Source organism: Streptomyces sp. NPDC104307, assembly GCF_055584045.1.
In genome coordinates, this window is sequence record NZ_JBVJMU010000001.1 from 1,454,184 (window position 1) to 1,481,053 (window position 26,870).

Below are 26,870 nucleotides of genomic sequence, written 5' to 3' on the forward strand. Positions count from 1 at the left end.
GCCGGGGGCGGTCCGGACGGGCGTCAGGGGGCGGCCCGGGGGCCCGGTGGCCGGGACGCGGCCAGGAGTTCGGTGAACGCGGCGGCGGCGCCGGTCAGTTCGACGCGGGAGAAGACCGCGAGGGGCCGGGACCACGGCGGGTCGACGGTGAGCACCGCGCAGTCCTCGCCGACCGCGCCGCGTACGACATGCGCGGGGGCGGTCGCGATGCCGACCCCGGCGGCGGCCATCCGTACCGCGGTCGAGGTGTGCTCGGTCCGCACCGCAGTGCGCGGTACGAAGCCGGCCTCGGCGCAGACCCAGTCCAGGAACGGCCGGCCGTGCACGACGGCCTCCATCGCGCACCGCACCCAGGGACGGTCCGCGAGCTCCTGGAGGCGGACGGAGGCGCGCCCGGCGAGCCGGTCGTCGAACGGGACGACCAGGACGATGCTCTCCGCACCGATCGGGACGAGGGGGCCCGGCCAGTCGGCGGGCGGCGGGCCGACGGCGAGGTCGGCGGTGCCGCGCTCGATCTGTTCCTCCAGGGCCTCCGTGGTGGCGTACTCGTGGAGCACCAGGCCGACGCCGGGGTGGCCGGCGCGCCAGCGGGCGAAGACCTCGGGGAGGATGCCGACGGCGATCGCGTGCACGGTGGCGATGTGCAGTTCGCCGCCCTCCGCGCCGGCCGCCGCCCGTGCCGCGCGCCGGGCCTGGGCGGCGCTGCGCACGGACCGCTCGGCGTGCGGCAGGAAGGCGCGGCCCATCGGGGTCAGCCGCACGCCGCGCGGCAGCCGCTCCAGCAGGGCGCCGCCGACGGTCCGCTCCAGGGCCTTGATCTGGTGGGACAGCGCGGGCTGGGTGACGTGGAGCAGCTCGGCGGCCCGGGTGAAGGAGGTCTCCTCTACGACCGTCAGGAAGTACTCCATCTGACGCAGGCTCATCGATCCGCTACCCGCCCTCTGCCATAGACGTATGTCATCGGTCCCACAGAAACATTGCCTTGGACTCATGGCAATGAGCGGGCGGAGGGTGGGAGTTATGACACAGACGGAGAAGGTGACCGAGACCGATGTGCTGGTGATCGGCGGGGGGACGGGCGGCTACTCGACCGCGCTGCGGGCCGCGGCACTCGGGCTGCGGGTGGTGCTCGTGGAGCGCGACAAGGTGGGCGGCACGTGTCTGCACCGGGGCTGTATCCCCAGCAAGGCGATGCTGCACGCGGCGGAGCTGGTGGACGGCATCGCGGAGGCGCGTGAGCGGTGGGGGGTGAAGGCGACCCTGGAGTCGGTGGACTGGCCCGCGCTCGTCGCGACCCGGGACGACATCGTGGACCGCAACCACCGCGGGGTGACCGGCCATCTCGCCCACGCCGGGGTGGAAGTGGTGTACGGCAGCGCGGAGTTGACGGGCCCGCGCGGTGTCCGGATCGGCGGGTACGGGGAGGTCGCCGCCCGGCGCGGCATCGTGCTGGCCACCGGGTCACGGCCGCGCACCCTGCCGGGTCTCACGGCCGACGGGCGGCGGGTGGTCACCAGCGACGACGCACTGTTCGCCGCCGGTCTGCCGGAGTCGGTGCTGGTGCTGGGCGGCGGGGCGATCGGCGTCGAATACGCCTCCCTGCACCGCTCGATGGGGGCCCGGGTCACCCTGGTGGAGGCGGCGGACCGGCTCGTGCCGCTGGAGGACGCAGAGGTGTCCCGGCACCTGACACGCGGGCTGAAGCGGCGCGGGATCGACGTGCGCACGGGTGCGCGGCTGCTGGAGGCGACCGTGCTGGCGGACGGGGTGCGCGCCGCTGTCCGGACCCCGCGCGGTGAGACCCGCACGGTGGAGGCGGAGCGGCTGCTGGTGGCGGTGGGCCGGGTCCCGGTGACGGACGGTCTGGGGCTGGCGGCGGCCGGACTGTCCACCGATGAGCGCGGGTATGTGGTCCCGGCGGACTGGGACCGGCTGGAGACCTCGGTGCCGGGGATTCACGTGGTGGGCGACCTGCTGCCGCCGCCGTCCCTGGGGCTGGCCCACGCGTCCTTCGCGGAGGGCCTGTTGGTGGCGGAGACGCTGGCCGGGCTGCGTCCGGCGCCGGTCGACTACGCGGCGGTGCCCCGGGTGACGTACTCCGCCCCGCAGACCGCCGCCGTGGGGCTCTCCGAGGCCGGGGCCCGTGACGCCGGGCACGACGTGGTGGTCGGCACGATGCCGCTGACGGCGGTCGCCAAGGGCATGGTGCACGGGCAGGGCGGGATGGTGAAGGTGGTCGCGGAGCGGGACGGCCCGGTGCTGGGGGTCCATCTCGTCGGGCCGCACGTCTCGGAGATGATCGCGGAGAGCCAGCTGATCGTCGGCTGGGACGCCGACCCGTCCGACGTCGCCCAGCATGTGCACCCGCACCCGACGCTCTCGGAGGCGGTCGGTGAGGCCTTCCTGACCCTGGCGGGCCGGGGGCTGCACCAGCGGGCGTGAGGCCCTAGGCCGTGTCTGACAAATAGCGCCGTCCGCCCGCAGGGCGGGGCTCGCGGCGCCTGGTGCGTGCGATCGCAAGGCGGAGGATCGCCCGTGTACTGGACGTACTCGGGCGACTCCGACAACGCCGCGAGCGATGGGGCCTCCCCTGCTCAAGCGAAGCCGAGAGCTCGGGGAAGTGCCAGGCGTCGCGAGCCAGGCGGTATTTGTCAGACACGGCCTAGGCGGGTGGCCTGAGCGCGGGGGCGGAGAGCCGGAACATCATCGTGCCGAAGCTCACCTGGTCCCCCTCGCGCACCGAGACCGTCCCCGTGACGCGCTGGCCGTTGACGCAGGTGCCGTTGGTCGAGCCCAGGTCGCGCAGCAGCCACCGGCCGCCGTGCACGGTGAGTTCGGCGTGCGTCCGGGAGACGGTCTCGTGGCTGAGACGCAGACCGTTGCCCGGGTCCCGGCCGATGAGCAGGGGGTACGGACTCGGCGCCGGCAGCAGCAGCTTGGGCAGCCGCTCCGCCCACCAGGCCCTGCGCACCCGGCCGGGAAAGCCGGAGACCCCGCCGACGAACCGGATCAGCTGCCGCGACAGACGGCCCCCGGTGTCCAGATCGGCGGTGAGCGCCGCCAGTTCCTCCGAGCGGTTCGCGGTCAGGGCCAGTTCCATGCGCCGGATGAAGGTCTCGTGGGAGAGCCTTCCCTGCGCCGCGCCTTCTCTGAGCACGCCGAGAACACGGTCGCGCTGGGCATCGGACACCCGCGCGGGATACGTGTGGAACTCGAAGGAGGACGTCACAGGGACAAGTGTCGGGCCGATGGCCCCGACGTGTCCAGAACGGCCGCCCCCTTCCTCGCTCCTGACCTGCGCGGGCGGACCGGCCGGGGCTCGCGTACGCCCCCGCCGGATATTCGCGGGCGCCCGGAGCGGGACGTTGCTACCGTCTGCCGCCGTGCCGCCCCGACGACCGTCGGGACGCTCCCCCGTAGTTCCTGGAGACTTTGTGCCCACTGCACCACCCGAACTGAACATCCGTCCGCTGACCGGCCCGCAGGAGCTGGATCTCTTCCGCCGGCTGCCCTACGTCCTGGACCACGAACTGGCGGACGACCTCGACTCCGGCCGGCGCCGCCCGGAGTGGATGTGGGTGGCGCTGCGGGGCGAGCGGGTGGTGGCGCGGATCGCGTGGTGGAGCCAGGACGGCAAGGTGCCGCTCCTTCTCGACTTCTTCGACCTGGACGACACCCTGCCGGAGCCGGACCGCGTTGACGTGGGCCTGCGGCTGCTGGAGACGGCGAGCGCGGCGGTACTGCCCGCCGGCGGTCCGCGTCCCGAGTACGGGCGGTTCGTCCCGCCGGACTGGCGCCAGGACCCGGTGGTCCGCGATGCCGTCGAGGCCCGGATCCGGGTCATGGAGCGCACCGGTGCCCGGATGCTGGTCGAGCGGCTGCGCCTGGAGTGGCGCGCGGGCACTCCGGTGCCCGCCGACAGCGGCCGGCTGCGGTTCCGCCCGGTCGCCGGGCGCGAGGACCTCCTCGCGCTGATGGCGCCCGTGATGGAGGGCACCCTCGACGCGCACGGCCAACAGGACCTGGCCTCCGGCCTGTCCCCGCTCCGGGCCGCGGAGAAGCACTACGACGAGGAGCTGGCCCGCTACACCACGCCTCGGGACTGGTGGCGCATCGCGGAGCTGCCGGACGGCGAACCGGTCGGCTTCGTGATCCCGGCCCGCAACAGCTACAACCCGATCATCGCGTACATCGGTGTGCTGCCCGCGCAGCGCGGCCACGGCTACATCGACGACCTCCTCACCGAGGGGACCCGGGTGCTGGCCGGGCAGGACGGGGTGGAGCGGATCCGGGCCGCGACGGACCTCGGCAACATACCGATGGCGAAGTCCTTCGAGCGGCTGGGCTACGTCAACTTCGAGCGCGCGTTCGACATGGTGTGGGACTGACGGACCATAGTCTGGGCGTGATCGCTTGGAGGAGCGCGTGGAACGAGACAGCGTCGACGAGGGCTTCGTCCGCACCCTGGTCCGGGGCCGCTACCCGGAGCTGGCCGGTCTGGAGATCCGGCGGGTCCCCTCCGGCTGGGACAACCAGCTCTGGCGGCTCGGGGACGAGCTGGTCGTCCGGCTGCCGATGACCGAGCGCGCTCCGGAGCTGCTGCGCAAGGAGTTCCGGTGGCTCCCTGAGCTTGCCGGACGGCTGCCGCTGCCGGTGCCGGTGCCCCGGTTCCTGCACGAGCCGGACGCGCTCTTCCCCCGGCCGTGGTCCCTGGTGAGCTGGGTTCCGGGCGAACCGGCGGACGGCGTCGAGGTCACCGACGCCGCCCGGTCCGTGGCGAACCTCGCGGGGTTCCTCCGCGCCCTGCACCGGCCGGCCCCGGCGGACGCGCCGAGGGACGAGGAGCGTGGCGGCCCGCTCGCCACGGCCACCGGCGACTTCGAGGCCCTGCTCGCCGGGGTCGCGGAGGCGGTCGACGTGGCACGCGTGCGCCGGGTGTGGGACCGGGCGGTCGCGGCGCCGCAGTGGACCGGGCCCGCCCTCTGGCTGCACGCCGATCTGCACCCCGCCAACGTCGTCGTCGCCGAGGGCGCGATCTCCGGCATCGTCGACTTCGGTGATCTCTGCGCCGGTGATCCGGCCGTCGACCTCGCCGCCGCGTGGAAGCTGCTGCCGCAGGGCTCGGACGGCGACTTCTTCGCCGCGTACGGCGGGACGGACGAGGCGACCGTGCGGCGGGCCCAGGGCCGGGCCGTGCTGAAGGCCCTCGCGCTCGTCTCGGTGGGCCAGGCGTGGGACCGGGGCCTTCCCGGCGGCCAGCAGACCTGTGGCCGGGCGGGCCGCCGGGTCCTGGAGCGGGTCTTCGCCTCCGCCGCCTGAGGGCGGCCGTCAGGCCCGGTCCGCGCCGGTCCGGTCGCCCGGACCGGCGCCCTGCCGCTTCTGTTCCCTGATCATGTCGCGGTACCAGCCGTACGAGTCCTTGGGAGTGCGGCGCAGCGTCTCGTAGTCGATGTGGACCAGGCCGAAGCGCTTGCCCGCCCCCTCGATCCACTCGATGTTGTCGGTGAGCGACCAGGTGAAGTAGCCGCGTACGTCGACACCCGCGTCGATGGCAGAGCGCAGCGCGTTCAGATGGGCGTCGAGGAAGGCTATCCGGCGGGTGTCCTCTGCGGGTTCGTCGATGGCACAGCCGTTCTCGGTGATGTAGAGCGGCGGGAGCCGGTCGCCGTAGCGGCCGTTCAGCTGGACGAGGGTGTCGCGCAGTCCGTCGGGGACGACGGGCCAGCCGAAGTCGGTCGTCTCGTATCCCTCGATCTGCCGTATCCCGAAGGGCAGTTCGGCAGGCATGTCGAATCCGGCGAAGGTGTCCAGGGCGGCGGCCGCAGGAGCGCCGACGAGGGTGGGGTTGTAGTAGTTGACCCCGTACCAGTCGAGCGGGGTGGAGATGGTCCGCAGGTCGTCCTCGACCGGTCCGGGCATCAGTGCGGCGAAGTTCTCGTCGGGGTAGCGGCCGGTGAGCAGGGGGTCGGAGAACAGCCGGTTGGTGAGGGTGTCGTACAGGTCTGCGGCGAAGCGGTCCTCCTCGCTCTCGCCCGCGGTCCAGACCGGGGAGTGGGAGACGGCGATGCCGATGTTCCCGGCGCCCGCGGCCCGCAGCGCCCCGACGGCCAGTCCGTGGGCGAGGAGCTGGTGGTGGGCGGCGGGCAGGGCGTCGAAGAGGAGGGTGCGGCCGGGGGCGTGCTCACCGAGTGCGTAGCCGAGCAGGGTCACTTCGGCGGGTTCGTTGATGGTGATCCACATGGGGACGCGGTCCGCGAGGCGTTCGGCGACGACGCCGGCGTACTCGGCGAAGCGGTGGGCCGTGTCCCGGTTGAGCCAGCCGCCCGCCTCGTCCAGCGGGAGCGGGGTGTCCCAGTGGTAGAGGGTGGGGGCCGGGGTGATCCCGTGTGCGCAGAGTTCGTCGACGAGCCGGTCGTAGAAGTCGAGCCCCTGGGGGTTGACCGGCCCGCTGCCGCCGGGGACGACGCGCGGCCAGCTCACCGAGAAGCGGAAGGCGTCGGCGCCGAGGCCGGCCAGCAGGGCGACGTCCTCCCGGTAGTGCCGGTGGAAGCCGGTGCCACGGTTGGTGTCGGCGCCGTCCTTGATGCGTCCGGGCTGCGCGGCGAAGGCGTCCCAGCCGGAGGGCCCTTTGCCGTCGGTGTCCGCGGCCCCCTCGGTCTGGAACGCGGAGGCGGAGGCGCCCCAGAGGAAACCGGGCGGGAACGTCGGCACAGTCATCTCGGCCTCCACAGCCGTTGGCAGGACCACCGGCAATCGGGGACGGTCCAAGAGGGAGTGCGTATGGCAGAAGTCGGCAGGGCAGTGATCAGAACCAGACCTTAATCGCCAGTAACGGGCTCGATCCAGTGTCGTTGGTCGGTGATCGCGGCTTCTGCCGACCATGGCCAGGGGCGAGGAGACGAGGAGCGTCGCATGCTGTTCGACGTATGGGCACCGGATGCGGAGTCGGCCGCGCTGCGGCTGGCCGGTGAGCTGCGGTCCATGGAGCGCGATCCCGTACGGGCGGGCTGGTGGACGGCGGAGGCGGAGGCGGGGGACGGCGACCGCTACGGCTTCGTCCTCGACGGCGGGCCGGTGCGCCCCGACCCCCGCTCGCGCCGCCAGCCGGACGGGCCGGACGGTGGGAGCGCGGTCGTCGACCACTCCGGGTACGCGTGGCGCTCCGAGTGGGCCGGGCGCGGACTGCCGGGCGCCGTCCTGTACGAGCTGCACGTCGGCACGTACACGGCGGAGGGCACCTTCGACGCGGCGGCCGCGCGGCTCGGGCAGCTGGCCGAGCTGGGCATCACCCATGTGTCCCTGATGCCGGTCTGTCCCTTTCCCGGTGTCCACGGCTGGGGGTACGAGGGGGTGTCGCTGTGGGCGGTGCACGAGCCGTACGGCGGTCCGGAAGGGCTGAAGCGCTTTGTCGACACCGCGCATGGGCTCGGGCTCGCCGTCGTCCTGGACGTGGTCCACAACCACCTGGGCCCGTCCGGCAACTATCTCCCGCTCTTCGGCCCGTACTTCACCGAGACGCACCACACCCCGTGGGGCGCGGCGGTCAATCTGGACGCCCCCGGCTCGGACGAGGTGCGGGCGTTCCTGCTGGGCAGCGCGCTCGCCTGGCTGCGCGACTACCGGCTGGACGGGCTGCGGCTGGACGCGGTCCACGCGCTGGCCGACACCCGGGCGCTGACGTTCCTGGAGGAGCTGTCGGCGGCGACCGACGCGCTCTCCGCCGAACTGGGCCGCCCGCTCTCACTGATCGCGGAGTCCGACCTCTGCGACCCGCGCACGACAACGCCCCGGGAGTCGGGCGGCACCGGTCTGCACGCGCAGTGGAACGACGACTTCCACCACTGTCTGCACACCGCCCTCACCGGCGAAGCACAGGGCTACTACGCGGACTTCGCGGTCGCCCCGCTGGCCGCGCTGGCGAAGACCGTGTCGGGCGCCTTCTTCCACAACGGCACGTACTCCGGTTTCAGAGGCCGTACGCACGGCCGCCCCGTCGACGTCACCCGCACCGCCGCCCACCGCTTCGTCGGCTACGCCCAGACCCACGACCAGATCGGCAACCGGGCGCTCGGGGACCGGCTCGCCGCCTCCCTCTCCCCCGGCCTGCTGGCCTGCGCGGCGGCGCTCGTGCTCACCGGCCCGTTCACGCCGATGCTCTTCATGGGCGAGGAGTGGGGCGCCCGTACGCCCTGGCAGTTCTTCACCGACCACACGGACCCGGAGCTGGCCGAGGCGGTGCGCACCGGCAGGCGCCGGGAGTTCGGCGCGCACGGCTGGGCGGCGGAGGACATCCCGGACCCGCAGGACCCGGCCACCCGGAACCGCTCCTGCCTGGACTGGGACGAACCGGGCCGGGAACCGCACGCCCGGCTGCACGCCTGGTACCGCGAGCTGATCGCGCTGCGCCGCGCCATGCCCGACCTCTGCGACCCGGACCTGGCGACGGTGAAACCGGCGTACGACGACGAGGCCCGCTGGTTCGCCTACCGCAGGGGCGATCTGCGGATCGCGGTCAACCTGCACGAGAAGCCCGCCGCGATCCCGCTCGGCGGCGGCCGGCACCGCAGCGGCGGAGGCAGGGTGCTGGCCGCCTGGCAGCCGGTGGAGGCGCCCGGCGCGGACGGCGTGCTGCACCTGCCGGCGGAGTCCTGCGTGGTGCTGGCCGACGGCTGAGCCGGCGGGCCGCGACCGTAACTCGCTTGCTCTGGAGTGCACTTCAACTCGTAGCCTGCCGGTGGAAACGAACGAGGGGACACCATGAAGCAGCGATTTCTCGGCCGGTCCGGTCTGCGCGTCAGCGAACTCTGCCTGGGCACCATGACCTTCGGCCAGGACACCGACGAGGCGGGCGCGCACCGGGTGCTCGACGCCTTCACCGAGGCCGGCGGCACCTTCATCGACACGGCGGACGTCTACCACCAGGGCGTCTCCGAGGAGATCGTGGGCCGCTGGCTGAAGGGCCGGACACGCGATGACCTGGTCGTCGCCACCAAGGTGTTCGGCACGACGGGCGAGGCACCCAACGCGGGCGGGCTCAGCCGCAAGCACATCCTCTCGGCGGTCGATGCGAGCCTGCGGCGGCTCGGCACCGACCACATCGACCTCTACCAGACCCATGTGTGGGACGCGACCACACCGGTCGAGGAGACGCTCGCCACGCTGGACACCCTGGTGAGGTCGGGGAAGGTGCGCTACCTCGGCGCGAGCAACGTCTCCGCCTCACAGCTCCAGCGCGCCCAGGACCTGGCCGCCCGCAACGGCTGGGAGCGCTACATCAGCCTCCAGCCGCTCTACAACCTCCTCGCGCGCGAGGTGGAGTGGGAGCTGGCGCCGGTGAGCGTGGCGGAGGGCGTCGGCATCATCCCGTGGAGCCCGCTCCAGGGCGGCTGGCTGACCGGGAAGTACCGGCGCGGCATGAGCGAGGCCGCGCCGGACACCCGGGAGGCCCGCTACCAGCGGGAGCTGGGGCGCGAGGCCTGGCGGGAGCGGGACAACGAGGAGACCTGGCGGGTCGTCGAGGCCGTCGTAGCCGTCGCAGAGGAGACCGGGCGCACCCCGGCTCAGGTGTCCCTGCGCTGGCTGCTCGGCCGGCCCGGCGTGGCCGCACCCATCGTCGGGGTGCGGACGGTCGGGCAGCTCGCCGACAACCTGGGCGCGGTGGGCTGGGAACTGACGCCGGAGCAGACGGCACGGCTGGACGAGGCGAGTGCCCGTCCGCTGCCGTACCCGTACGACGTGCTGCACCGGTTCCGCGACCGCGAGCCGCAGGGCTGACCGGCGGCGGACCGGCCGCGGTTACTCGACGATCGCCAGTTCGCGTGCGGTGGCGTTGAGGCGGCGGCCGCCGTCCTCTGTGACCGTGACGATGTCCTCGATCCGGACGCCGAAGCGGCCCGGCAGATAGACGCCGGGCTCCACGGAGAAGCACATGCCGGGGACGAGCCGCTGCTCCTCGCCCTCGATCATGTACGGGGGTTCGTGGGTGGTGACGCCGATGCCGTGGCCCGTGCGGTGGATGAAGCGGTCGCCGTAGCCGAACTCGGTGATGACGGCGCGGGCGGCCCGGTCGATGTCCTGGCAGGCCGCGCCGGGCCGGACCGCGTCGCAGCCCGCCTCCTGCGCCTCCCGCACGATGTCGTGGACCCGCTGCTCCTCCGCGGTGGGTTCACCGACGTGGACCGTGCGGGAGGTGTCGGAGCCGTAGCCGTGCTTGAGGCCGCCGAAGTCGAGCACGACCATGTCGCCGCGCTCGATGGCGCGGTCCCCCGCCTCGTGGTGCGGGTTGGCGCCGTTGGGCCCGGAGCCGACCACGGTGAAGTCGACCTGGGAGTGCCCGTACTCGGTGAGCAGCCGGGCCAGATCGGCGGCGACCTCGGTCTCCCTGCGGCCGGCGAAGCGGACCTTGAGGATCTCCTCGTACGTGGCGTCGGCTGCGGCCCCGGCGGCGGCGATCCGGTCCAGCTCCGCGGCGTCCTTCACGGCGCGCAGCATCGGCAGCACTTCGGTGAGGGAGGCGTACGAGGTGCCGGGCAGCAGCTGCTGGAGGCCGAGCAGATGCATCGCCCAGGCGTTGTCGCTGATCCCGAACCGCCCCTTCGCGTCGAGCAGCGGCGCCGTGACGGCGTACGGGTCCTTGCCGTCGGTCCAGTCCCGCAGGGTCAGGGCGGGCGCGCCGGCGCACTTCTCCGCGTCGGGCGCCTCAAGTGTCGGCACGACCAGGACGGGGTCCTGCCCGGCCGCGAGGACGAGGAGGGTGAGGCGCTCGGTGTCCGCGGTGGGCCGGTATCCCGTCAGGTGGACCATGTCGGGTCCGGGTGCGACCAGGACACCGGCGAGCCCGGCGGCGGCCGCGCTCTCCGCGGCCCGCGCCATCCGGGCCCGGTAGTCGTCGGCGGTGAACGGCGCGGGCTGGTTGGGCGCGGGCTGGTTCGGGCTGGACATGCGGGACCTCCTGGCGGCACGGAACGGCTCCCCGCATCCTGCCGGGTGCGGGGAGCCCGCGCGAGCGGTCAGGGGCGTTGCCGGTGCGGTTCCTCACTTGTTCCGGGGCCGGACGCCGCCCCGAGCCGTACGACGAGGTCGGCCCGGTCCCGTCCCAGGGCGACCAGCCGGGCGTTCGCCTCGTCGGAACCGGCTACCCAGCGCTCCGCGTACGGGCGCGGCTTCCCGAACCGCACATGCCGCTCCACGAGCCGGCGGACCCGTACGTCCTGGTCGAGCTCCAGGTACCACGCCTCGTCGAGCAGCCCGCGCACCGGCGCCCAGCCGCCCTCCGGGTGCAGCAGGTAGTTCCCCTCGGTGATGACGAGGAAGATGTCCGGGCCGACCGGGACGGCCCCGGCGACCGGCTCCTCCAGGGCCCGGTCGAAGGCCGGGGCGTACACGACGGTGTCCGACTCGGGGTCGCGCAGCCGCCTCAGCAGGGCGGCGTACCCGGCGGCGTCGAAGGTGTCGGGCGCGCCCTTGCGGTCCGCCCGGCCGAGCCGTTCCAGTTCGGCCTGGGCGAGGTGGAAACCGTCCATGGGCACGAGCACGGCCAGCGGCCCGAGAGTGTCGGCCAGCTGTGCGGCCAGGGTGGACTTCCCGGCTCCCGGCGGACCCGCCAGTCCGAGAACACGGCGCTTCCCGGTCAGGGCGAGCCGACGCGCGCGGGCCGTCAGCCCGGTGAGGTCACTGGTCTCCATGACGGATATTGTCCCGCTACGGGCCCGGCGGCCTCCCTTCCGTCCCGCGAGGAATCCGAGGAACCCCATGTCCCACATCGCCCTGGTCACCCTGGTCGTCCGCGACTACGACGAGGCACTCGCCTTCTACACGGACGCCCTCGGCTTCGAGCTGGTGGAGGACACGGACCGGGGCGACGGCTCCCGCTGGGTGGTGGTGCGCCCGCGTGGCACACAGGGCACGGGGCTGCTGCTGGCCCGCGCCAAGGGCGAGGCGCAGGGGGCGAGCGTCGGGGCGCAGACCGGTGGCCGGGTCGGCTTCTTCCTGCACACGGAGGACTTCGCGGCCGACCACGCACGCATGCTGGCGGCCGGGGCCCGCTTCCTGGAGGAGCCCCGGCACGAGGTCTACGGTTCGGTCGCGGTCTTCGAGGACCTGTACGGCAACCGCTGGGACCTGCTCCAGCCCGCGTGAGCCACACCCGCATACAGCAAATGAGCAATATCGAGCAGTGCCTGCGCGTTACTGAATTCTCGGTGGCCTGGCGGGGAGAGTGGCTCTGTACGCCACCCGCTTCACCGAGGAATCACATGTCGCAGGACCTTTCCCCGATATCACCCGACCGCGCCCTCGAAGCCAGCGATGCGCTCGTGTCCCGGCGCCGGGGTGTGCCCATGCTCGTCTCGCTCCGCGGCGCTGCCGCAGCCGGCCCTCTCGGCACCGATGACGGCCGGCCGGTCACGGGCCCCGCCGCCTCTCCCGCCGACGACGAGCTCGCGAGCACGTTCACCGCGTTTCACACCCGCCTCGGCCCGTCCCCGGACGGCGAACCAGCGGTGATCCGCACGCTGCAGGCGCTCGCCTACGCGACCCTGGGGCCGGACCGTGCCGCTGCCCGGCCCTCCCCGGAGGGCGAGCGGGAACCCTCCCCCGCACGGCCGCTGTCGACCACCCGCGCGGTCAACGCCTCCGAAACCCGGGCGGACCTGCGCGCGGGGCAGTTCCTGCGCGTGGTGAATTACCACAACACTCCGCTCAGCTGGAAGGACGAGCTGGTCGCCGAGCTGCGCGGCTATGCGCGGGAGTTCGAGAGCGTCACGGTCGACGACCTGGAGCGCTTCTCCGGCACGGGGGTCTGGCACAAGGAACGGCCGGGGCTGCTCCCCGTCTTCTACGAGGGCTACCGCGACAACTACGAGGTGGCCGCCGCTGCCTGCGAGGAGGCCGGAATCACCGGGTGGTTCTTCGTCTGCACCGCGTTCGTGGACACTCCGGTCGAGGAGCAGTACGACTACGCCCTGGCCCACCGGATCAAGCTCGTTCCGGAGAATCCGCGCGCGGAACGCATCGCCATGAGCTGGGCCGAGGTCGCAGACCTGCACCGGCGCGGGCATGTGGTCACTCCGCACACGGCCTCCCACGCGCTCGCCCGCACCGTGCGCACGGAGGCGGACATCGAGCGGGAGGTCATCGAGCCGAAGCGGCGGATGGACCGGGCCACCGGCGGCTTTGCGCTGTGCACGGCCTGGTTGGAGGGCACCGACTGGACCGGGGAGTCGGCCGCCGACCGGGCGCTCGTCGACGCCGGGTACCGCTACGTGTTCGGCAACACGATGGTCAGGCGGCTGCCGGGCTGACGACGATGCCGTCGGCCGCACCCTTCACGGTGCGGCCGACGGCATCATTCCCGGGGTGGCGTCAGCCCAGGTACTGGATCATGGTGTTGCCGAACTGGTAGCGGTACCCGGCCTGCCGCAGCGCCGCGTCCACCACCGGGTTCGCCCCGTACGGAGTGCCCCAGAGGAAGGCCGTGCAGGCCGCGTCCTGCCCGGTCACCGCGTCCATGCGGCGCTTCGGCTCGAAGATCTCCCGTTCGAGGTCCGCCTCCGTGCGCAGCGCTGCCGCCTCCGCGTGGTTCGCGGTGTGCGGCGTGACGACGTGGCGGCGGCTGAGCGCGGCCACGTCCTCCCACGTCATGGCGAGCCGCTCGCCCTTGCGGTTCTCCTGGACGAGGTCGATGTCATGCGCGTTGGCGTAGTCGAACTGCTCCTCTACGGGCACGTCGAGGAAGGCGGTGCAGATGAAGAACCAGGCGGTCAGACCGGCTTCCTCGGCCAGCGGCGCGGCGACCTCCGCGTTGTTGCGGTAGCCCTCGTAGAAGACCGGGATGACGCCCGGCCGGTCCTTGTGCCAGTGGCCGGTGGAGCGGAAGAGGTCGAGGTCTTCGAGCGTCACGGACGAGAAGGACTCGGCCAGGGCGGCCAGTTCGCCGCGGATCTTCTCCGTGTCGGCGTGCGGCGTGTTGTGGTAGTTGACCACCCGGATGTAGCGGCCTGCGCGGAGGGCTTCCTCCTGGCCGGAGAAGGAGGGGAGCTGGGGGTGGGTGGCGCCGGTCATCGCTGGGCCTCGTCCTTCCGGGCGGCGGGGGGTTCGGGGGTGAAGTGGGCAGAGGCCAGCACCTGGAGCACCTCGATCAGGGCCGGTTCGGCGTCATCGGCCGCCTCGGGGGCGAGCGCCTGCCTGTAGTGCCGGAACAGGCCGGCCAGTTCCTCGTCCCCGGCCTCCGGCGGTCCGTGGTCGACAGGCGTGTCATCACCGGACGACGGCACCTGCAACGCCAGGTACATGGGGATGCCCTCGCGTTCGAGTACCCGCTCGCCGAGCGCGGTCAGCAGGGCGCGCGGATCGGGGACGGGTGTGTGGTGGTGGGAAGTGGTCATGGGCGAACTCCTGTGCCGTGGTGGTGCGAAGCTGTGTCAGGCGTGGGTGGCGGGGAGCCGGTTCAGGCCGTGATGACCGTGCCGCCCTGCTCGGTGAGGGTGCGGGAGACCGGGTGCTCGGGGCCGGCGTCGGTCACCAGCGTGGCGACGCGGTCCAGTGGGGCCAGCCGTACCGGGCCGCGCCGCCCGAGCTTGGACTCGTCGGCGAGCACCACGACCCTGCGGCCGGCTGCCAGCAGGGCCCGGTCGGTCTGGGCCTCGTCCACATGGGCGCCGGTCAGACCCGCGTCGATGTCCAGGCCGAACGCGCTGGTGACGATCTGGTCGATCTGGAGCTCGCTCAGCGCCCGCTCGACCAGATGCCCCAGGAGCGACTGTTCCCGATGGCGCAGCACACCGCCCAGCACGATCACGTCCACCGCGGTCGTGGCGGAGAGGACCTGGGCGATCGGCAGCGCGTTGGTCACCACCGTGAGTCCGCGGCGCTCCCCCAGGCGTGCCGCCAGGGCCTCGGTCGTGGTTCCCCCGCTGATGAGGACGGTGCTGTGGTCCCGTACCAGGGGAAGTGCCGCATGCGCGATGCGGCCCTTCTCCTCCAGCTGGACCGCCGCCCGCTGTGGCTGGTCGGGCTCCGCGGCCCCGTCCAGTGTGGTGGCTCCCCCGTGCACCCGGCGCAGCATTCCCTGGTCCTCAAGATCCCGCAGGTCGCGCCGGACCGTCGAGGGGCTGATGCGCAACAGGTCGGAGAGTTCCTGCACGTTGACGGTGCCGCGCCTGCGCAGCCGGGTCAGCACGGCGTGCCGGCGCTGCGGGGCCAGCAGGAACTCAGTAGCCATGCGCCCGGTCCACCAGGTTCACCAGTTCCCGGCCGGCGAGATAGCGCTCGACGTTGGTGCCGACGAGTTCGAGGGTCTGTTCCTCGTAGTCCGGCGAGAAGCCGGCGACGTGCGGGGTCAGGAGGACGCCGGGCTCGCGCCACCAGAAGTGACCGTCGGGAAGCGGTTCCTCGTCGAACACGTCGAGGGCCGCCCCCGCGACGCGGCCGGAGCGCAGTCCGGCGCGCAGCGCGTTCTCGTCGACGATCCCGCCGCGGGAGACGTTGATGACCATGGCACCGTCCTTGAGCGCGTCCAGCGCCGCGGCGTCGATCATGCCCCGGGTCTCCTCGGTCAGGGGGCAGGTGACCACCAGGTAGTCGCACCGGCCGAGGAAGGCGTGCAGCTCGTCCGGGGTGTAGAGCTCGGCCTGCGCGGCGTCCGTCGCAGCACTGCCGAAGAACTCGCCGGCCCGGGTGCCGCGACCGCGTTTCAGGCCCAGTACGGTCATGCCGAACTGTCCGGCGAGGCGGCCGATCTCCTGGCCGATGCGGCCGTAACCGACCACGCCGACGGTGGCGCCGCGCAGCCGTCGTGGCATGAGGGTGTTCCAGCGCTCTTCCAGCGAGGGCCAGACGCCACCGTGCTGGACGTCGATGGCGCGGGGCAGGCGGTGTGCCAGGCCCAGCAGCATCATCATCACGTACTCCGCCATGGGGACGGGTGAGATCCCGCCGATGGAGGTGAGCGGCACGGGGAGGTCCCATGCGCTGGTGCCCTTCAGATGATCGGCTCCGGAGGTGTCGAGCTGGACCCAGCGCAGCTGCGGCGCCGCCTCCGCGGACTCCGGGAAGACGGAGCCGGTGTGCAGGATCTCCGTACGGCGCCACACCTCGTCCGGTATGTCGGCCGCGGACGCGGCGTGGATCTGGGTGACGGTGAGTCCCGGGTGGCGGGCGCGCAGTCGGTCCAGCCACCAGTCGGGGAAGGAGAGGGTGCTGAGGTAGTGGACGGGGGTCGGAGCGGTCACTTGATTCCCGATCGTGCGAAGCCCTGGACGAAGTACTTCTGGAAGCACAGGAAGAGAACGACCATGGGCAGGATGGAGAGCAGGGCCAGCGCCATGATGGCGCCGTAGTCGGCGGTGTACTGGCCGTTGACGAACTGCATGCCGACGGACAGCGTGTACAGCCGCTCGTCCTTGAGGACGGTGAGCGGCCAGGCGAAGTCGTTCCACTGGCTGAGGAAGGTGAGCAGCGACAGCACCGCGATCAGCGGCTTGCACAGGGGCAGGACCACGTGGAAGAAGGTGCGGAGCTGTCCGGCTCCGTCCATCCGGGCCGCCTCGATGACCTCGTCCGGGATCCCGAGCATGAACTGCCGGGCCAGGAAGATCCCGAAGGCGGTGGAGGAGGCGGGGACGATCACGGCCCAGAAGCTGCCGAACATCCCCATCGCGCTGACGAGTTTGAACTGCGGCACCATCAGCACCTGGACGGGCACCGTCATGGTGCTGAGCATGAGCAGGAAGATCAGGTTCCGGCCGCGGAACCGCATCTTGGCGAAGGCGTATCCGGAGAGCAGGTTGCAGGAGACGGTGATGAGCACGACCAGCGAGGTGATGACGGTCGAGTTCATCGTCCAGGTCCACACGGGCAGCCGGAAGACGCGGTGGAAGTTGTCCAGGGTCGGTGCGCTGGGCCACCACCGCAGGTGCGGTGTGTGCAGGTCCGCCAGGGGCGAGAAGGCGACCAGGATCATCCAGAACAGGGGCAGGGCCATGGCCAGGCCGATCAGCGCCGCCGCGACGGCACGCAGGACGCGTGCGCGGTCGCGCCGGTGCACCGGCTTCGGTTGTACGGGCTGGGTCGGGGAGATGACGGACATCGGCGTCCTTCGTGACGGGGTGGGAGGGCTGCGGCGAGGAGGGGTCAGCCGACCGTGTCCCTGTTGCGGCTGAAGCGCCACTGGAGTGCCGTGAAGATCATGACGATGACGTACAGCACGATCCCGATGGCGGCGGCGTAGCCCTGCTGCCGGCTCTCGAAGCCGTTGCGGTACGCGTAGGTGATCATGACGTCGGTCGCGTGGCCGGGGCCGCCCAGGGTCATGACGTACACGGTGTCGAAGACCTGGAACGAGTAGATGACGTTCATGATGAGGAGGAAGAACGTCGAGGGGCCGAGCAGCGGAATGGTGATGTGGCGCAGCCGCTGCCAGGGGCCCGCCCCTTCCAGGTCGGCGGCCTCGTACATCTCGGGTGAGATTCCCTGGAGACCTGCCAGGTAGATCACCATGTTGAAGCCGACCCGCATCCACAGGGTGATCAGGACCACCGAGGCCATCGCGGCGGTGCCGCTCGTCTGCCACGGGGCGGCGGGAAGGCCGAAGGTGGCGAGCAGTTTGTTGAGCAGGCCGATGTTCTGGTCGAACATCAGCGTGCCGATGAGAGCGGTGGCCACGCCAGAGATGACCATCGGCAGGTACACGAGCGTGCGCCAGAGCGGGCGGGCCGGCATCACCTTGTTGAAGAGCATGGCGACGGCGAGTCCGACCGCCATCTCGACGGGGACCGTGGCCACGCAGAAGATCCCGGTGTTCAGCACGGTGCGCCAGAAGACCGGGTCCCCGGCCAGCTGACGGTAGTTGGCGAGCCCTGCCCAGCTGGGCGAGGACAGGCCGGTGCTGTACTGGAAGCTCAGTACGACCGTCATGACCAGCGGAACGATCAGGAAGACCGTCACCAGAACGAGGTTCGGTCCGAGGGTGCAGTAGGCGGCGAGCGTGTCGCGGTACCGGGCGCCCCACTTCGGGCGCGGGGCGGCGGGGGGTTTGACGGGGGCGGGCGGGCGTACTTCTCGTGGCAGCGAGGCGGTGGTGGCCATGGCAGCTCCAGGGGCGGGAATGAGAGGGCCTTACGCGGAGGCCAGCGCGGAACGGGCGGCCTCGGCGATGTTCCGGAGCGTCACTTCGGCCGGCTGACGACTGACGAAGGCGGCCTCCAGTTCGTCCTGGAGCGAGGCGTTGATGCGTCCGAAGGAGGGGACGGCGACCTGCGCGGTCATGGCCGGGGTGAGGGCGGTGGCCTGCTCGGCGTAGACGGGCATCAGGTCGGGCCGCACGGCGTAGTCGAGCGGCCGGCCGAGCAGGGAGCGCCGGGTGGGCAGCACGACGCACTGCTCGCAGAAGCGCGCCATGTTCTCCTCCTCCACCAGGAACTTCAGGAAGTCGGCGGCCAGTTCGGGATTCTCGGTGGTGCGGGTGGCGACGACGGCGTTGCCGCCCAGATCGGTGGCCGCGTAGCGGCCGTGCGGCTGGAAGGTGACTCCGTACAGCTCCTTCTTCAGCGCGGGGTCGATGGTCGGCAGCAGGAAGTCGCCCGCGAAGCTCATCGCGACCGTGCCGGCGGTGAAGAGCGCGTCGGGGTACGCGGCGCTCTTCACCGAGCTGTTGGGCGGGACGAAGCCCTCCCGGAAGAAGTCCTGCGTGTAGCGCAGGGCGCGCAGGCCCGCGGCGGACTCGATGGCGGGTGCGGAGAGGTCCGCGTCGAGGATTCTGCCGCCCGCCTGCCACAGCCAGCTCAGCCAGCGGAAGGCCCCGGCCTGCTGCCAGCCGTAGACGAAGGGGTAGACGCCGTGCACCTTCTTGCGCAGTCGTGCGCATATCTCGGTGAACTCGTCCCACGACCAGGCCTCGTTCAGAGACTCGGGCACCTCGGTGATGCCGGCCGCCCGGAACATGTCCTTGCGGTAGAGCACGGCGGTCGTGTCGGTGTGGTGCGGGACGGCGTAGGGCCGGCCCTCGTGGCACACGGCCTCCCACAGGGCGGGCAGGAACGCGGCGCGTTCCGCCTCGCCGAAGTAGGGGCTGAGGTCGAGGAGCTGGCCGCTCGCGCTGTACATCCCGAGGTTCGCGTAGTCGCACCGGAACAGGTCGGGGGCCCGGCCGCCCGAGAGGAGTGCGTCCATATTGGTGTACATCTGCTGATACGGCTCCATCCGTATCTCCACCCGGATCCCGTGGTGGCGGCGTTCGTAGGCGCGGGCCAGGGCCTGGAAGGCGGCGATCTCGCTGTCGGCTCCCCACAGCGAGAAGGTGAGGGTGTCGGCCCCGGCAGAGCCCGTCTTCGAGGGCGTGAATCCTGCCCGGCGTGCGAAGCCGACCGCGCCCGCGCCTACCGCGGCCGCACCCAGCACTGCTCGTCTGGCGACAGCCATGGCGCACATCCTTCAGGGGTCAAGAGGAGTTTCGGCCTCAGACGGCCTCGATGTCTGTTTTGTAGTCTGCGCAACCAAGCTCAGTCAATATCAATCAGAGAATGATTTTTATTGCTCACTTTTTCTTGACGCCTCCGAAGAGCGCGCTTAGCCTTCGGGCGGATGACGAGCCCCCTCGGCGGTACGCCGGGGCGCCGGGCGCCGGCTCCGCGGCCTCGTCGCGGCGCGGAGAGTCCCCTCCCGCACTTCGGAGAGAAGGCCCGGAGGAGGCCCGGAGAAGGCCCGGAGAAGAATCCCCTGACCTCGGAAAGAAGGAGCATCCGCATGCCGGTGATCCAGGTGACCGCTACGGCAGCCAAGGACGGCGCGACGGACGCCGCGCGACTGGCGTCACTGTGCGCGGCGGTGGCGGATGCCCTCGGGCTTCCGCCCTCGGGCGTCGTGGCGGCACTGTGCGCGAGCGCGGTGACGAGTACGGGCAGCGGCGCGATCGACGGCTGGCCGCTTGCCGTCATTCATGGTTCCGACCGGGGCGAGGAGGCCACCCGGAACGCGCTGGCCGCCGCTGCGGCGGCGCTGGCGGACGGCTGGGGGACCGCACCCGGGGACGTCTGGGTCGAATGGGCGACCGCGGGGGGCGCGGTCAGCCGCTGACCTGCCGCCGGTCAGGTCCGGATCACGTCCACCCCGGCCGCGCGGAGCGCCGCCACGTCCTCTTCTGGCGCCGAGGCGTCGGTGATCACCCGGTACAGCGTCGCCGCGGGCGCGACCCGGACCGGGCCCGAGCGCCCGAACTTCGATCCGTCGACCAGGGCGGTGATCCGCCGCACCCGCGACAGCAGCCAGCGGTCGGTCTCCGCCTCGTCCACATGGGCACCGCTGACCCCGGAGCCCGTGATGCCGTACGCCCCGACGAACGCCTCGTCCACGTGGAGTTCGTCCAGCGCCTGACGGGTGAGGTGGCCCAGCAGGGACATCTCACGGTGCCGCAGGTACCCGCCCAGCACCACGGTGCTGATCTCCTCGTGCTGGGCGAGTTCACCGGCCAGGTGCAGCGAGTTGGTCACCACGGTCAGCTGGTCGATGCCCCCGAGGAGCGGCACCATGGCCGCTGTCGTGGTGCCGCCCGTGATGAGGATGGTGGCGCCGGGCGCGATGTTCTCCACGGCCGCGCTCGCCAGCTTGCTCTTCTCCCAGGGGGCGACACCGCTGCGCTGCGGGCGGTCCGGCTCCTCCGTCTGCACCGCCTCGGCCATCGCGCCGCCGTGCGTGCGGTTGAGCAGGCCCTGGGCCTGGAGGGCGGAGAGGTCTCTCCGGATGGTCGAGGAGCTGACGTCCAGGGACGCGGCGAGCGTGGCCACATGTGCGACACCTTCCGTCCGCACGACCTGGAGCAGCCTCTTCCTTCGCTCGGCGCCCAGCATGAACCCGTCTCTCTCCCTCTCGGCAGACGGCGCGGGGACCGGTCGTTCCCACCACCGCGATGTGCGTGCGTGGCCGGCACTGCGTCCACAAGAGGTGCCAGCCTATTACCTGGGATTGCTCACCCTTGCCCGAAGACGACAAGAGGCGGCCGGCCCGAGCCACGGCAGGCGGGCGTCACCTCGGGCGTCACCTGGGACGCTCCTCCCACGGACGGACCGTTCCGAGCACGGAGTCCTGTGCGGCGGGGGCGTCGAGCAGGTCCAGAGCGGCGGCGGAGATCTCCTGCGATGTGTGCCACCGCGTACCCCCGGCGTCGCGGTGCCAGCCGAGGACCAGCCGTCGGCAGCCCGGGGCCGGACGGGACGAGGCGGGCAGGCTGTCCGGCGTCCATGGCGCGGCTTGCGCGGGTTGGCCGGGTTGGCCGGGTTGCGCGGCTTGCGCGGCTTGCGCGGCGAATGCTTCCGGTGCCGCCCATTTGCTCGTCAGGATGAGGACGACGGGACCGCTGACGACGAGGTCCCGGGTGAGCGCCTCGATCGCTGCGGGAGTGCCCGAAGGGGCGTAGACGAGGGCGCCGGTGAGTCCCGCGCGGTCGGTGGCGCGGTGCAGCGCATCGCCGAAATCCGGCGTCGTCACATCCGCCACGAGCGGACCGACCCGCCCCGGGGTCTCGGCCACCAGGCGGCGGAGCCCGTCCTGCGACCGGGCCACCGCTGTCACGGCGCAGCCGCGTGCCGCGAGGGCCGTCACGGCAGGCCGCAGGATGCGGGTCGCGCCGACGACCAGTACATGTCCGGCGCTCGGGCGGGTGAGTGGCGGAATCGGTTCGTGAGTCTCGCGCATCGGCAGCACCTTCCGGTATCTGTCGGCAATGCCGTGATCGGGGGACGAGGAAGCGGTGTGAGCATAACCGTCACCAGTATGCTCGTTTCTGCTCATTGACGCGCATTAATGAAACAACTAGGGTCCGCTGTGGCGCTGCCGGCTGTCGGCCCTGGAACGCGCCCCCCTTCTCGTCGGCCGGCCCCTGAGGTATCCCATGGCTGCTGCACCCCCGACTCCCCTCCGTACCGCCCTGCCACCTCCGTCCCGTGGCGGGCTGGGACTCGCCCAGGGGCGCTACGGCGCCCGCGGGAATCTCGAACTCATGCTCTGCGACGAGCGCGACGGGCTGTGGGTCCTCTGGTTCAACTGTGATCCGGAGAACGCCGCCCCCGATCCCGGCGGCCCGCCGCCGGGCGAGTGGAGCGGCGGACTGCGCTTCGCAACGGGCCACCGTTACGACGAGGTCACCGTGGTGCAGAGCGGCCACGGCCCCCACCACCTGGAGATCGTCGCCCGCTCCGGCCCGACGCCGCACCGGCTGCGCTGGAGCCCGGAGGCCGCCTTCACCGTCGAGGCACCACCGCCCGGCGGGGCCGCGAACTCGGTCGCGGAGACGGAGGGCACCGATGGTGTCCTGTGGGCCGGCGCACTCGGGGTGGACGGGGTCCCGCGTCTCTTCCGCGCCGACACCTCCGCCTACCCGAGGCTGACGTGGCACGAGGAACCGGCCGCACCGTCGCGGCCGGTCGACGGGGTGTGGAACGGGATGCTCCTGCTTCCAGGAAGCGGCGGGGAGCGGCCGGGCATCGTTCTCACGGGGGCGGCGGCCGGAACGTACCTCGGCCCGTCCGGCGCTCCTCATCCGCTCCCGGGCGCGGAGACCGCCGCCGCGGTGACCGGAGCGGACGGGGAGCCCCTGGTGTACCTGTGGAGCGGCGGCCCCTGGCTGGATGTCCTGCGCCCCGGACAGTCCGGAGACGGGCGCCGGCTGCCCCTGCCCGGCGGCGGACGGGTCACGGCCCTGGCGGCTACGGCTCTCGCCCATGCCGAGGGCAGCACCGACCTCGTGGTCCGCCGGGGCGGGGAGCTCTGGCACCTGTGGGATCCCGGGCCCGGCGGCACCGCCTGCGCCGCCCCCGTCGTGAGCCGGCTCTCGGCGACCGCGACCGGAGAACCCCGGCCCGTGCACCGCTGCTCCTGAGCCACGTCGCCACGGGCGTCACCGGCGCTCCCCCACCACCTCTCACCCATCGCCAGCACCACTAGAGACAGACCAGAGGAATCAACATGCGCATACTCATCGTCGGCGCCGGTGGCGTAGGTACCGCTGCCGCCGGGATCGCCGCCCGACGCCCCTTCTTCGAGCACTGCGTGATCGCCGACTACGTACTGGAACGGGCTGTGCGGGCGGCCGGTGCCACCGACGACCCCCGCTTCGTCGCTGCCCGGATCGACGCCTCCGACGAGGACGCGGTCGCGGCCCTGCTCCGCGAGCACGGCTGCGACGTCATGCTCAACGCGACGGACCCCCGCTTCGTCATGCCGCTGTTCCGCGCGGCCCTGAGCGCGGGCGCGCACTACATCGACATGGCGATGTCCCTGTCCCGCCCCCACCCGGACAGCCCCTACGAGAAGACCGGGGTGATGCTCGGCGACGAGCAGTTCGCCCTGGCCGCCGAGTGGGAGCGGGCCGGCCGTCTCGCTCTGGTGGGCATGGGCGTCGAACCCGGACTCTCCGACGTCTTCGCCCGGTACGCGGCCGACCACCTCTTCGACACCATCGAGGAGATCGGTATCCGCGACGGTGCCAACCTGACCGTGGAGGGGCACGACTTCGCTCCGTCGTTCTCCATCTGGACGACGATCGAGGAGTGCCTGAACCCGCCGGTGGTGTGGGAACGCGAGCGCGGCTGGTTCACCACGGAGCCGTTCTCCGAGCCCGAGGTCTTCGACTTCCCCGAGGGCATCGGAGAGGTCGAATGCGTCAACGTCGAGCACGAAGAGGTGCTGCTCATCCCCCGATGGGTCGACGCCCCCCGCGTCACCTTCAAGTACGGACTGGGCCAGGAGTTCATCGACGTCCTGCGCACGCTCCACAAGCTGGGTCTGGACCGCACGGAGAAGGTGCGCGTGGGGGACGTCGAGGTGTCCCCGCGTGACGTGGTGGCCGCGTGTCTGCCGGACCCGGCCGGCCTCGGCGACCGGATGCGGGGCAAGACCTGCGCGGGGACCTGGGTGAAGGGTGTCCGCGACGGCGCTCCCCGTGAGGTGTACCTCTACCACGTGGTCGACAACGAGTGGTCGATGGCGGAGTACGGCTCCCAGGCCGTGGTCTGGCAGACCGCGCTCAATCCGGTCGTCGCGCTGGAGCTGCTGGCGGGCGGGCAGTGGAAGGGCAGCGGTGTCCTCGGTCCCGAGGCCCTGCCCGCAGAGCCCTTCCTCGACCTGCTGAAGGCGTACGACGCCCCGTGGGGCCTCCGCGAGCAGTAGGAGTACGTGATGACGGAAGGGCCCCTGCCACTCGCGAGCGAGTGGCAGGGGCCCTTCCGTCATCGTCGGCCGCGCGCCGTCACACGGTGACCGCCCCGTCCGAGGCCGAGCCGACGCCCGCGACGTACTTGCTCAGCACGCCCCGCTCCACTTCCCGGGACGGGCGCGACCAGCGTGCGCGCCGCCGCTCTGTCTCCTCCGGTGCGACGCGGAGGTCGAGCGTGCTCCGCGCGGAGTCGACGACCACCGTGTCACCGTCCTCCACCAGGGCGATGGGCCCTCCGTGCCAGGCCTCCGGAGCCACGTGGCCGATCACCAGCCCGTGCGAGACGCCGCTGAACCGGCCGTCGGTGACCAGGGTGACGGACTCCCCGAGCCCCTGTCCCACGAGCGCGCCGGTGATCGACAGCATCTCGCGCATGCCGGGCCCGCCGGCCGGGCCCTCGTAGCGGACGATCACCACGTCCCCCTCCTTGATCGCGCCGTCCTGGATCGCCGCGAAGCACTCCTCCTCCGAGTCGAAGACGCGCGCGGGCCCCTCCCGTACGAAGTCGGGCCGGCCGCCCAGCTTGAGCACACAGCCGTCCGGGGCCAGCGAGCCGCGCAGGATGGCCAGGGCGCCCGCCGGTTTGACGGGGTGATCGACGCTCCTGACCACCGACTGGCCCTCCGCCTCCACCGCCGCTGCGGCCACCTGTGCCGGGGTGCGGCCGTCGACCAGGGTGACCGTGTCGCGCAGGACGCCGGCCTCCAGCAGCCGGGCGGCCACCAGCGAGGTGCCCCCGGCCCGCCACAGGTCGGCGGCGGTGTACGGCCCGGCCGGCTTGAGTGCCGTGATGATGGGCACCGCACGGCAGAGCGCGCCGATCTCGTCGATGGCCAGGTCGAGTCCCGCCTCGCGGGCGACCGCGAGAAGGTGCAGGACGGCGTTGGTGGAACCGCCCATGGCGGCCACCGAGACGATGGCGTTGTGGAGGGCGTCCGCCGTCAGGATGCCCGAGGGCCGCAGGTCGCGGGCGAGGACGTCGAGAGCGAGCTCGCCCACGCCTTCCGCGGCCGCCTGCTTCTCCTTCGCCGTCGCGGGGATGTCCCCCACTCCGAACGGGGCGAGCCCCATGAAGTCGGCGACCGCGCCCATGGTGTTCGCCGTGTACTGCGCCGCACAGGTGCCGGCCCCGGGGCAGGCGTGCCGGGCGAGATCGTCCACGTCCTCCTGGCTGACCGTGCCGACCGCCCGCTCACCGAGGGCCTCCCACATGTCCTGGATGGTCACCTCGCGCCCCCGCCACTTCCCCGGCATCATGCTGCCGCTGTAGAGGAGGACGGAGGGGATGTCGAGACGCGCCATGGCCATCATGGCGGCGGGCACCGTCTTGTCGCATCCGACGATGCAGACCAGGGCGTCGAACTGGTGCGCGCGCCCCATCAGCTCGATGGAGTCCGCGATGACCTCCCGGCTGACGAGCGAGGCGCGCATGCCGGGCGTCCCCATGGTCAGGTTGTCCGAGACGGCGATCGTGTTGAACTCCATGGGTGTCCCGCCCGCCCGGCGCACCCCGGTGGCGACATGGCGAGCCAGGTCCCGGTGCGTCAGGTTGCAGGGCATCGTCCCGGTCCACGTCGAGGCGATGCCGACCGTCGGGCGGCGCATGTCCTCGTCGCTCAGGCCCATGGCGTACAGGTGTGAGCGGGCCGGCGCGCGGTCGGGATCGTCAGCGATGTTCATAACGGCTCCTTCGGGGCGGAAAGTGAAGCGGTCTCCTCCCCCGGCGGAGGGAGTGCCGGGAGGGGGGTGTCGGCTCGTGCCGTCAGCCGGTGACGTGGATGCGGTTGCTCAGGAGGCCGATCCCCTCGACCTCGACCTCGACGACGTCCCCGTCCCGCAGCCAGAGCTGCGGGGTGCGGCCCATGCCGACGCCGTGCGGGGTACCGGTGGCGATGACGTCCCCCGGTTGCAGGGTCATGTAGCGGGACAGGTAGGAGATCGTCTCGGCGACGCCGAAGATCATCTCCTTGGTCGAACTGTCCTGCACGGTCGCGCCGTTGACACGCGCGCTGATGGCGAGGTCCTGGGGGTCGGACACCTCGGACGCGGAGACGATCCAGGGTCCGAGCGGGCAGAAGCCGTCAAAGTTCTTGCCCCGGAACCACTGCACATCGGAGAACTGCGCGTCACGGGCGGAGACGTCGTTGGCCACGGTGTACCCGAAGACGTACGAGGAGGCCTCCTCCACCGTCACATCGCGCGCGGTGCGGCCGATGACCACCGCGAGCTCGGCCTCCCAGTCGAGCTGCTCCGTGGTACCCCGGGGCACGGACACGGGTGCGGTGGGGCCGGTGAGGGTGTGGGCCGTCTTGACGAAGGCCAGGGGCACCTCGGGGGTGGCGAGACCGGTCTCCCGGATGTGGTCGGCGTAGTTCAGCCCGATGCAGATGATCTTCTGCGGGTGGGCGAGCGGGCTGAGCAGTTCGACATCGGCCAGCGGTACGCCGGGCACGTCGGCGCCGAGCCGCTCGTGCGCCGTGCCGTCCGCGATCAGGTCCCGCACGGCGTCGGACATGTACCGCGGCTCCTCGGGCACGACGGGGAACACGGTGTCGCCCTCGACGCGGGCGGCGAAGACCCGCCCCTGGTGGCGTACGCGAGCTGTCTTCACTGTCTCTCCAGGCTGGTCGGTGCGGTCATACGGCTATGCGCTGTGCGGTCATGCGGT

26 protein-coding genes are annotated in these 26,870 nt (G+C 72.0%); 10 read left to right on the forward strand and 16 right to left on the reverse strand.

What is annotated here, in order from left to right:
* Positions 1-23: 23 nt before the first annotated feature.
* Complete coding sequence (locus ACZ601_RS06025; RefSeq protein ID WP_469533456.1) at positions 24-923, reverse strand: LysR family transcriptional regulator; 900 nt, start codon at positions 921-923, stop codon at positions 24-26.
* A 97-nt stretch (positions 924-1,020) separates the two neighbouring features.
* On the opposite strand from ACZ601_RS06025, the gene lpdA reads away from it, so the two are divergent.
* Entirely contained in the window at positions 1,021-2,442 is a 1,422-nt protein-coding gene (gene lpdA / locus ACZ601_RS06030; protein ID WP_469533459.1) for a dihydrolipoyl dehydrogenase, read from the forward strand.
* Positions 2,443-2,662: 220 nt separating this feature from the next.
* Here the strand turns inward: lpdA and ACZ601_RS06035 are convergent, their stop codons facing one another.
* Positions 2,663-3,229, reverse strand: coding sequence for an FHA domain-containing protein (locus tag ACZ601_RS06035; RefSeq protein ID WP_440576983.1), 567 nt, complete (start codon positions 3,227-3,229; stop codon positions 2,663-2,665).
* A 205-nt stretch (positions 3,230-3,434) separates the two neighbouring features.
* Here ACZ601_RS06035 and ACZ601_RS06040 point away from each other — a divergent pair, with 205 nt between their 5' ends.
* Positions 3,435-4,388, forward strand: coding sequence for a GNAT family N-acetyltransferase (locus ACZ601_RS06040; protein WP_469533461.1), 954 nt, complete (start codon positions 3,435-3,437; stop codon positions 4,386-4,388).
* Positions 4,389-4,425: 37 nt separating this feature from the next.
* Entirely contained in the window at positions 4,426-5,319 is an 894-nt protein-coding gene (locus ACZ601_RS06045) for an aminoglycoside phosphotransferase family protein (protein WP_469533464.1), read from the forward strand.
* Positions 5,320-5,328: 9 nt separating this feature from the next.
* Here ACZ601_RS06045 and ACZ601_RS06050 read toward each other — a convergent pair whose 3' ends face one another.
* Positions 5,329-6,717, reverse strand: coding sequence for a GH1 family beta-glucosidase (locus ACZ601_RS06050; RefSeq protein WP_469533466.1), 1,389 nt, complete (start codon positions 6,715-6,717; stop codon positions 5,329-5,331).
* A 195-nt stretch (positions 6,718-6,912) separates the two neighbouring features.
* Here ACZ601_RS06050 and treZ point away from each other — a divergent pair, with 195 nt between their 5' ends.
* Together treZ and ACZ601_RS06060 are read left to right on the forward strand one after the other, a co-directional pair.
* Positions 6,913-8,673 (forward strand): malto-oligosyltrehalose trehalohydrolase, encoded by a 1,761-nt coding sequence (gene treZ, locus ACZ601_RS06055; protein WP_469533469.1) that lies wholly within the window; start codon positions 6,913-6,915, stop codon positions 8,671-8,673.
* Between the two features lie 84 nt (positions 8,674-8,757).
* Positions 8,758-9,774, forward strand: coding sequence for an aldo/keto reductase (locus ACZ601_RS06060; RefSeq protein WP_469533472.1), 1,017 nt, complete (start codon positions 8,758-8,760; stop codon positions 9,772-9,774).
* Positions 9,775-9,795: 21 nt separating this feature from the next.
* Here ACZ601_RS06060 and ACZ601_RS06065 read toward each other — a convergent pair whose 3' ends face one another.
* On the reverse strand, positions 9,796-10,941 hold the full coding sequence (locus ACZ601_RS06065; RefSeq protein WP_469533474.1) for a M24 family metallopeptidase: 1,146 nt from the start codon (positions 10,939-10,941) through the stop codon (positions 9,796-9,798).
* Positions 10,942-11,009: 68 nt separating this feature from the next.
* Complete coding sequence (locus ACZ601_RS06070) at positions 11,010-11,684, reverse strand: nucleoside/nucleotide kinase family protein (protein ID WP_469533476.1); 675 nt, start codon at positions 11,682-11,684, stop codon at positions 11,010-11,012.
* 67 nt (positions 11,685-11,751) lie between these two features.
* On the opposite strand from ACZ601_RS06070, the gene ACZ601_RS06075 reads away from it, so the two are divergent.
* A complete protein-coding gene (locus tag ACZ601_RS06075) occupies positions 11,752-12,138 on the forward strand; it encodes a VOC family protein (protein WP_469533479.1) in 387 nt (128 codons plus the stop codon).
* Positions 12,139-12,338: 200 nt separating this feature from the next.
* Positions 12,339-13,301 carry a polysaccharide deacetylase family protein gene (locus ACZ601_RS06080; protein WP_469533480.1) on the forward strand — a complete coding sequence of 321 codons (963 nt, stop codon included), beginning with the start codon at positions 12,339-12,341 and terminating at the stop codon, positions 13,299-13,301.
* Between the two features lie 61 nt (positions 13,302-13,362).
* On the opposite strand, the gene ACZ601_RS06085 is transcribed toward ACZ601_RS06080, so the two are convergent.
* From ACZ601_RS06085 to ACZ601_RS06115, 7 genes are all read right to left on the reverse strand, one after another.
* Positions 13,363-14,061 carry a polysaccharide deacetylase family protein gene (locus tag ACZ601_RS06085; RefSeq protein WP_469533482.1) on the reverse strand — a complete coding sequence of 233 codons (699 nt, stop codon included), beginning with the start codon at positions 14,059-14,061 and terminating at the stop codon, positions 13,363-13,365.
* Positions 14,058-14,384, reverse strand: a complete 327-nt coding sequence (locus ACZ601_RS06090; protein ID WP_469533483.1) for a hypothetical protein — start codon at positions 14,382-14,384, stop codon at positions 14,058-14,060. Before ACZ601_RS06090 ends, ACZ601_RS06085 begins: the two co-directional genes overlap by 4 nt.
* A gap of 62 nt (positions 14,385-14,446) precedes the next feature.
* On the reverse strand, positions 14,447-15,220 hold the full coding sequence (locus ACZ601_RS06095; protein WP_440579098.1) for a DeoR/GlpR family DNA-binding transcription regulator: 774 nt from the start codon (positions 15,218-15,220) through the stop codon (positions 14,447-14,449).
* Entirely contained in the window at positions 15,210-16,229 is a 1,020-nt protein-coding gene (locus tag ACZ601_RS06100) for a D-2-hydroxyacid dehydrogenase (RefSeq protein ID WP_469533486.1), read from the reverse strand. Before ACZ601_RS06100 ends, ACZ601_RS06095 begins: the two co-directional genes overlap by 11 nt.
* Positions 16,226-17,086 carry a carbohydrate ABC transporter permease gene (locus ACZ601_RS06105; RefSeq protein ID WP_469533488.1) on the reverse strand — a complete coding sequence of 287 codons (861 nt, stop codon included), beginning with the start codon at positions 17,084-17,086 and terminating at the stop codon, positions 16,226-16,228. The genes ACZ601_RS06100 and ACZ601_RS06105 overlap by 4 nt, the downstream gene beginning before the upstream one ends.
* A gap of 44 nt (positions 17,087-17,130) precedes the next feature.
* Entirely contained in the window at positions 17,131-18,084 is a 954-nt protein-coding gene (locus ACZ601_RS06110; RefSeq protein WP_469533491.1) for a carbohydrate ABC transporter permease, read from the reverse strand.
* Positions 18,085-18,114: 30 nt separating this feature from the next.
* Complete coding sequence (locus tag ACZ601_RS06115) at positions 18,115-19,416, reverse strand: ABC transporter substrate-binding protein (RefSeq protein ID WP_469533493.1); 1,302 nt, start codon at positions 19,414-19,416, stop codon at positions 18,115-18,117.
* Between the two features lie 324 nt (positions 19,417-19,740).
* Here ACZ601_RS06115 and ACZ601_RS06120 point away from each other — a divergent pair, with 324 nt between their 5' ends.
* The gene (locus tag ACZ601_RS06120; RefSeq protein ID WP_440576859.1) at positions 19,741-20,070 is read left to right on the forward strand and encodes a hypothetical protein; all 330 of its coding nucleotides are present in this window, start codon (positions 19,741-19,743) and stop codon (positions 20,068-20,070) included.
* 11 nt (positions 20,071-20,081) lie between these two features.
* On the opposite strand, the gene ACZ601_RS06125 is transcribed toward ACZ601_RS06120, so the two are convergent.
* Positions 20,082-20,840 (reverse strand): DeoR/GlpR family DNA-binding transcription regulator, encoded by a 759-nt coding sequence (locus tag ACZ601_RS06125; RefSeq protein WP_469533497.1) that lies wholly within the window; start codon positions 20,838-20,840, stop codon positions 20,082-20,084.
* 187 nt (positions 20,841-21,027) lie between these two features.
* Positions 21,028-21,684: a Rossmann-fold NAD(P)-binding domain-containing protein gene (locus tag ACZ601_RS06130; protein WP_469533500.1), complete on the reverse strand. Its 657-nt coding sequence runs from the start codon at positions 21,682-21,684 to the stop codon at positions 21,028-21,030.
* Positions 21,685-21,880: 196 nt separating this feature from the next.
* On the opposite strand from ACZ601_RS06130, the gene ACZ601_RS06135 reads away from it, so the two are divergent.
* Both ACZ601_RS06135 and ACZ601_RS06140 read left to right on the forward strand, forming a co-directional pair.
* The gene (locus ACZ601_RS06135) at positions 21,881-22,867 is read left to right on the forward strand and encodes a hypothetical protein (RefSeq protein WP_469533502.1); all 987 of its coding nucleotides are present in this window, start codon (positions 21,881-21,883) and stop codon (positions 22,865-22,867) included.
* A gap of 86 nt (positions 22,868-22,953) precedes the next feature.
* Positions 22,954-24,156 (forward strand): saccharopine dehydrogenase family protein, encoded by a 1,203-nt coding sequence (locus ACZ601_RS06140; protein WP_469533504.1) that lies wholly within the window; start codon positions 22,954-22,956, stop codon positions 24,154-24,156.
* 79 nt (positions 24,157-24,235) lie between these two features.
* Here the strand turns inward: ACZ601_RS06140 and ilvD are convergent, their stop codons facing one another.
* Together ilvD and ACZ601_RS06150 are read right to left on the reverse strand one after the other, a co-directional pair.
* On the reverse strand, positions 24,236-25,882 hold the full coding sequence (gene ilvD, locus ACZ601_RS06145; RefSeq protein WP_469533506.1) for a dihydroxy-acid dehydratase: 1,647 nt from the start codon (positions 25,880-25,882) through the stop codon (positions 24,236-24,238).
* An 82-nt stretch (positions 25,883-25,964) separates the two neighbouring features.
* Entirely contained in the window at positions 25,965-26,813 is an 849-nt protein-coding gene (locus ACZ601_RS06150; RefSeq protein ID WP_469533509.1) for a fumarylacetoacetate hydrolase family protein, read from the reverse strand.
* Positions 26,814-26,870: the final 57 nt, after the last annotated feature.

Coding starts and splice junctions, on each gene's coding strand:
- ACZ601_RS06025 (WP_469533456.1), bottom strand. CDS start 923: ATGAGCCTGCGTCAGATGGAGTACTTCCTGACGGTCGTAGAGGAGACC.
- lpdA (WP_469533459.1), top strand. CDS start 1,021: ATGACACAGACGGAGAAGGTGACCGAGACCGATGTGCTGGTGATCGGC.
- ACZ601_RS06050 (WP_469533466.1), bottom strand. CDS start 6,717: ATGACTGTGCCGACGTTCCCGCCCGGTTTCCTCTGGGGCGCCTCCGCC.
- treZ (WP_469533469.1), top strand. CDS start 6,913: ATGCTGTTCGACGTATGGGCACCGGATGCGGAGTCGGCCGCGCTGCGG.
- ACZ601_RS06060 (WP_469533472.1), top strand. CDS start 8,758: ATGAAGCAGCGATTTCTCGGCCGGTCCGGTCTGCGCGTCAGCGAACTC.
- ACZ601_RS06065 (WP_469533474.1), bottom strand. CDS start 10,941: ATGTCCAGCCCGAACCAGCCCGCGCCCAACCAGCCCGCGCCGTTCACC.
- ACZ601_RS06070 (WP_469533476.1), bottom strand. CDS start 11,684: ATGGAGACCAGTGACCTCACCGGGCTGACGGCCCGCGCGCGTCGGCTC.
- ACZ601_RS06075 (WP_469533479.1), top strand. CDS start 11,752: ATGTCCCACATCGCCCTGGTCACCCTGGTCGTCCGCGACTACGACGAG.
- ACZ601_RS06080 (WP_469533480.1), top strand. CDS start 12,339: ATGCTCGTCTCGCTCCGCGGCGCTGCCGCAGCCGGCCCTCTCGGCACC.
- ACZ601_RS06085 (WP_469533482.1), bottom strand. CDS start 14,061: ATGACCGGCGCCACCCACCCCCAGCTCCCCTCCTTCTCCGGCCAGGAG.
- ACZ601_RS06090 (WP_469533483.1), bottom strand. CDS start 14,384: ATGACCACTTCCCACCACCACACACCCGTCCCCGATCCGCGCGCCCTG.
- ACZ601_RS06095 (WP_440579098.1), bottom strand. CDS start 15,220: ATGGCTACTGAGTTCCTGCTGGCCCCGCAGCGCCGGCACGCCGTGCTG.
- ACZ601_RS06105 (WP_469533488.1), bottom strand. CDS start 17,086: ATGTCCGTCATCTCCCCGACCCAGCCCGTACAACCGAAGCCGGTGCAC.
- ACZ601_RS06110 (WP_469533491.1), bottom strand. CDS start 18,084: ATGGCCACCACCGCCTCGCTGCCACGAGAAGTACGCCCGCCCGCCCCC.
- ACZ601_RS06115 (WP_469533493.1), bottom strand. CDS start 19,416: ATGGCTGTCGCCAGACGAGCAGTGCTGGGTGCGGCCGCGGTAGGCGCG.
- ACZ601_RS06120 (WP_440576859.1), top strand. CDS start 19,741: ATGCCGGTGATCCAGGTGACCGCTACGGCAGCCAAGGACGGCGCGACG.
- ACZ601_RS06125 (WP_469533497.1), bottom strand. CDS start 20,840: ATGCTGGGCGCCGAGCGAAGGAAGAGGCTGCTCCAGGTCGTGCGGACG.
- ACZ601_RS06130 (WP_469533500.1), bottom strand. CDS start 21,684: ATGCGCGAGACTCACGAACCGATTCCGCCACTCACCCGCCCGAGCGCC.
- ACZ601_RS06135 (WP_469533502.1), top strand. CDS start 21,881: ATGGCTGCTGCACCCCCGACTCCCCTCCGTACCGCCCTGCCACCTCCG.
- ACZ601_RS06140 (WP_469533504.1), top strand. CDS start 22,954: ATGCGCATACTCATCGTCGGCGCCGGTGGCGTAGGTACCGCTGCCGCC.
- ilvD (WP_469533506.1), bottom strand. CDS start 25,882: ATGAACATCGCTGACGATCCCGACCGCGCGCCGGCCCGCTCACACCTG.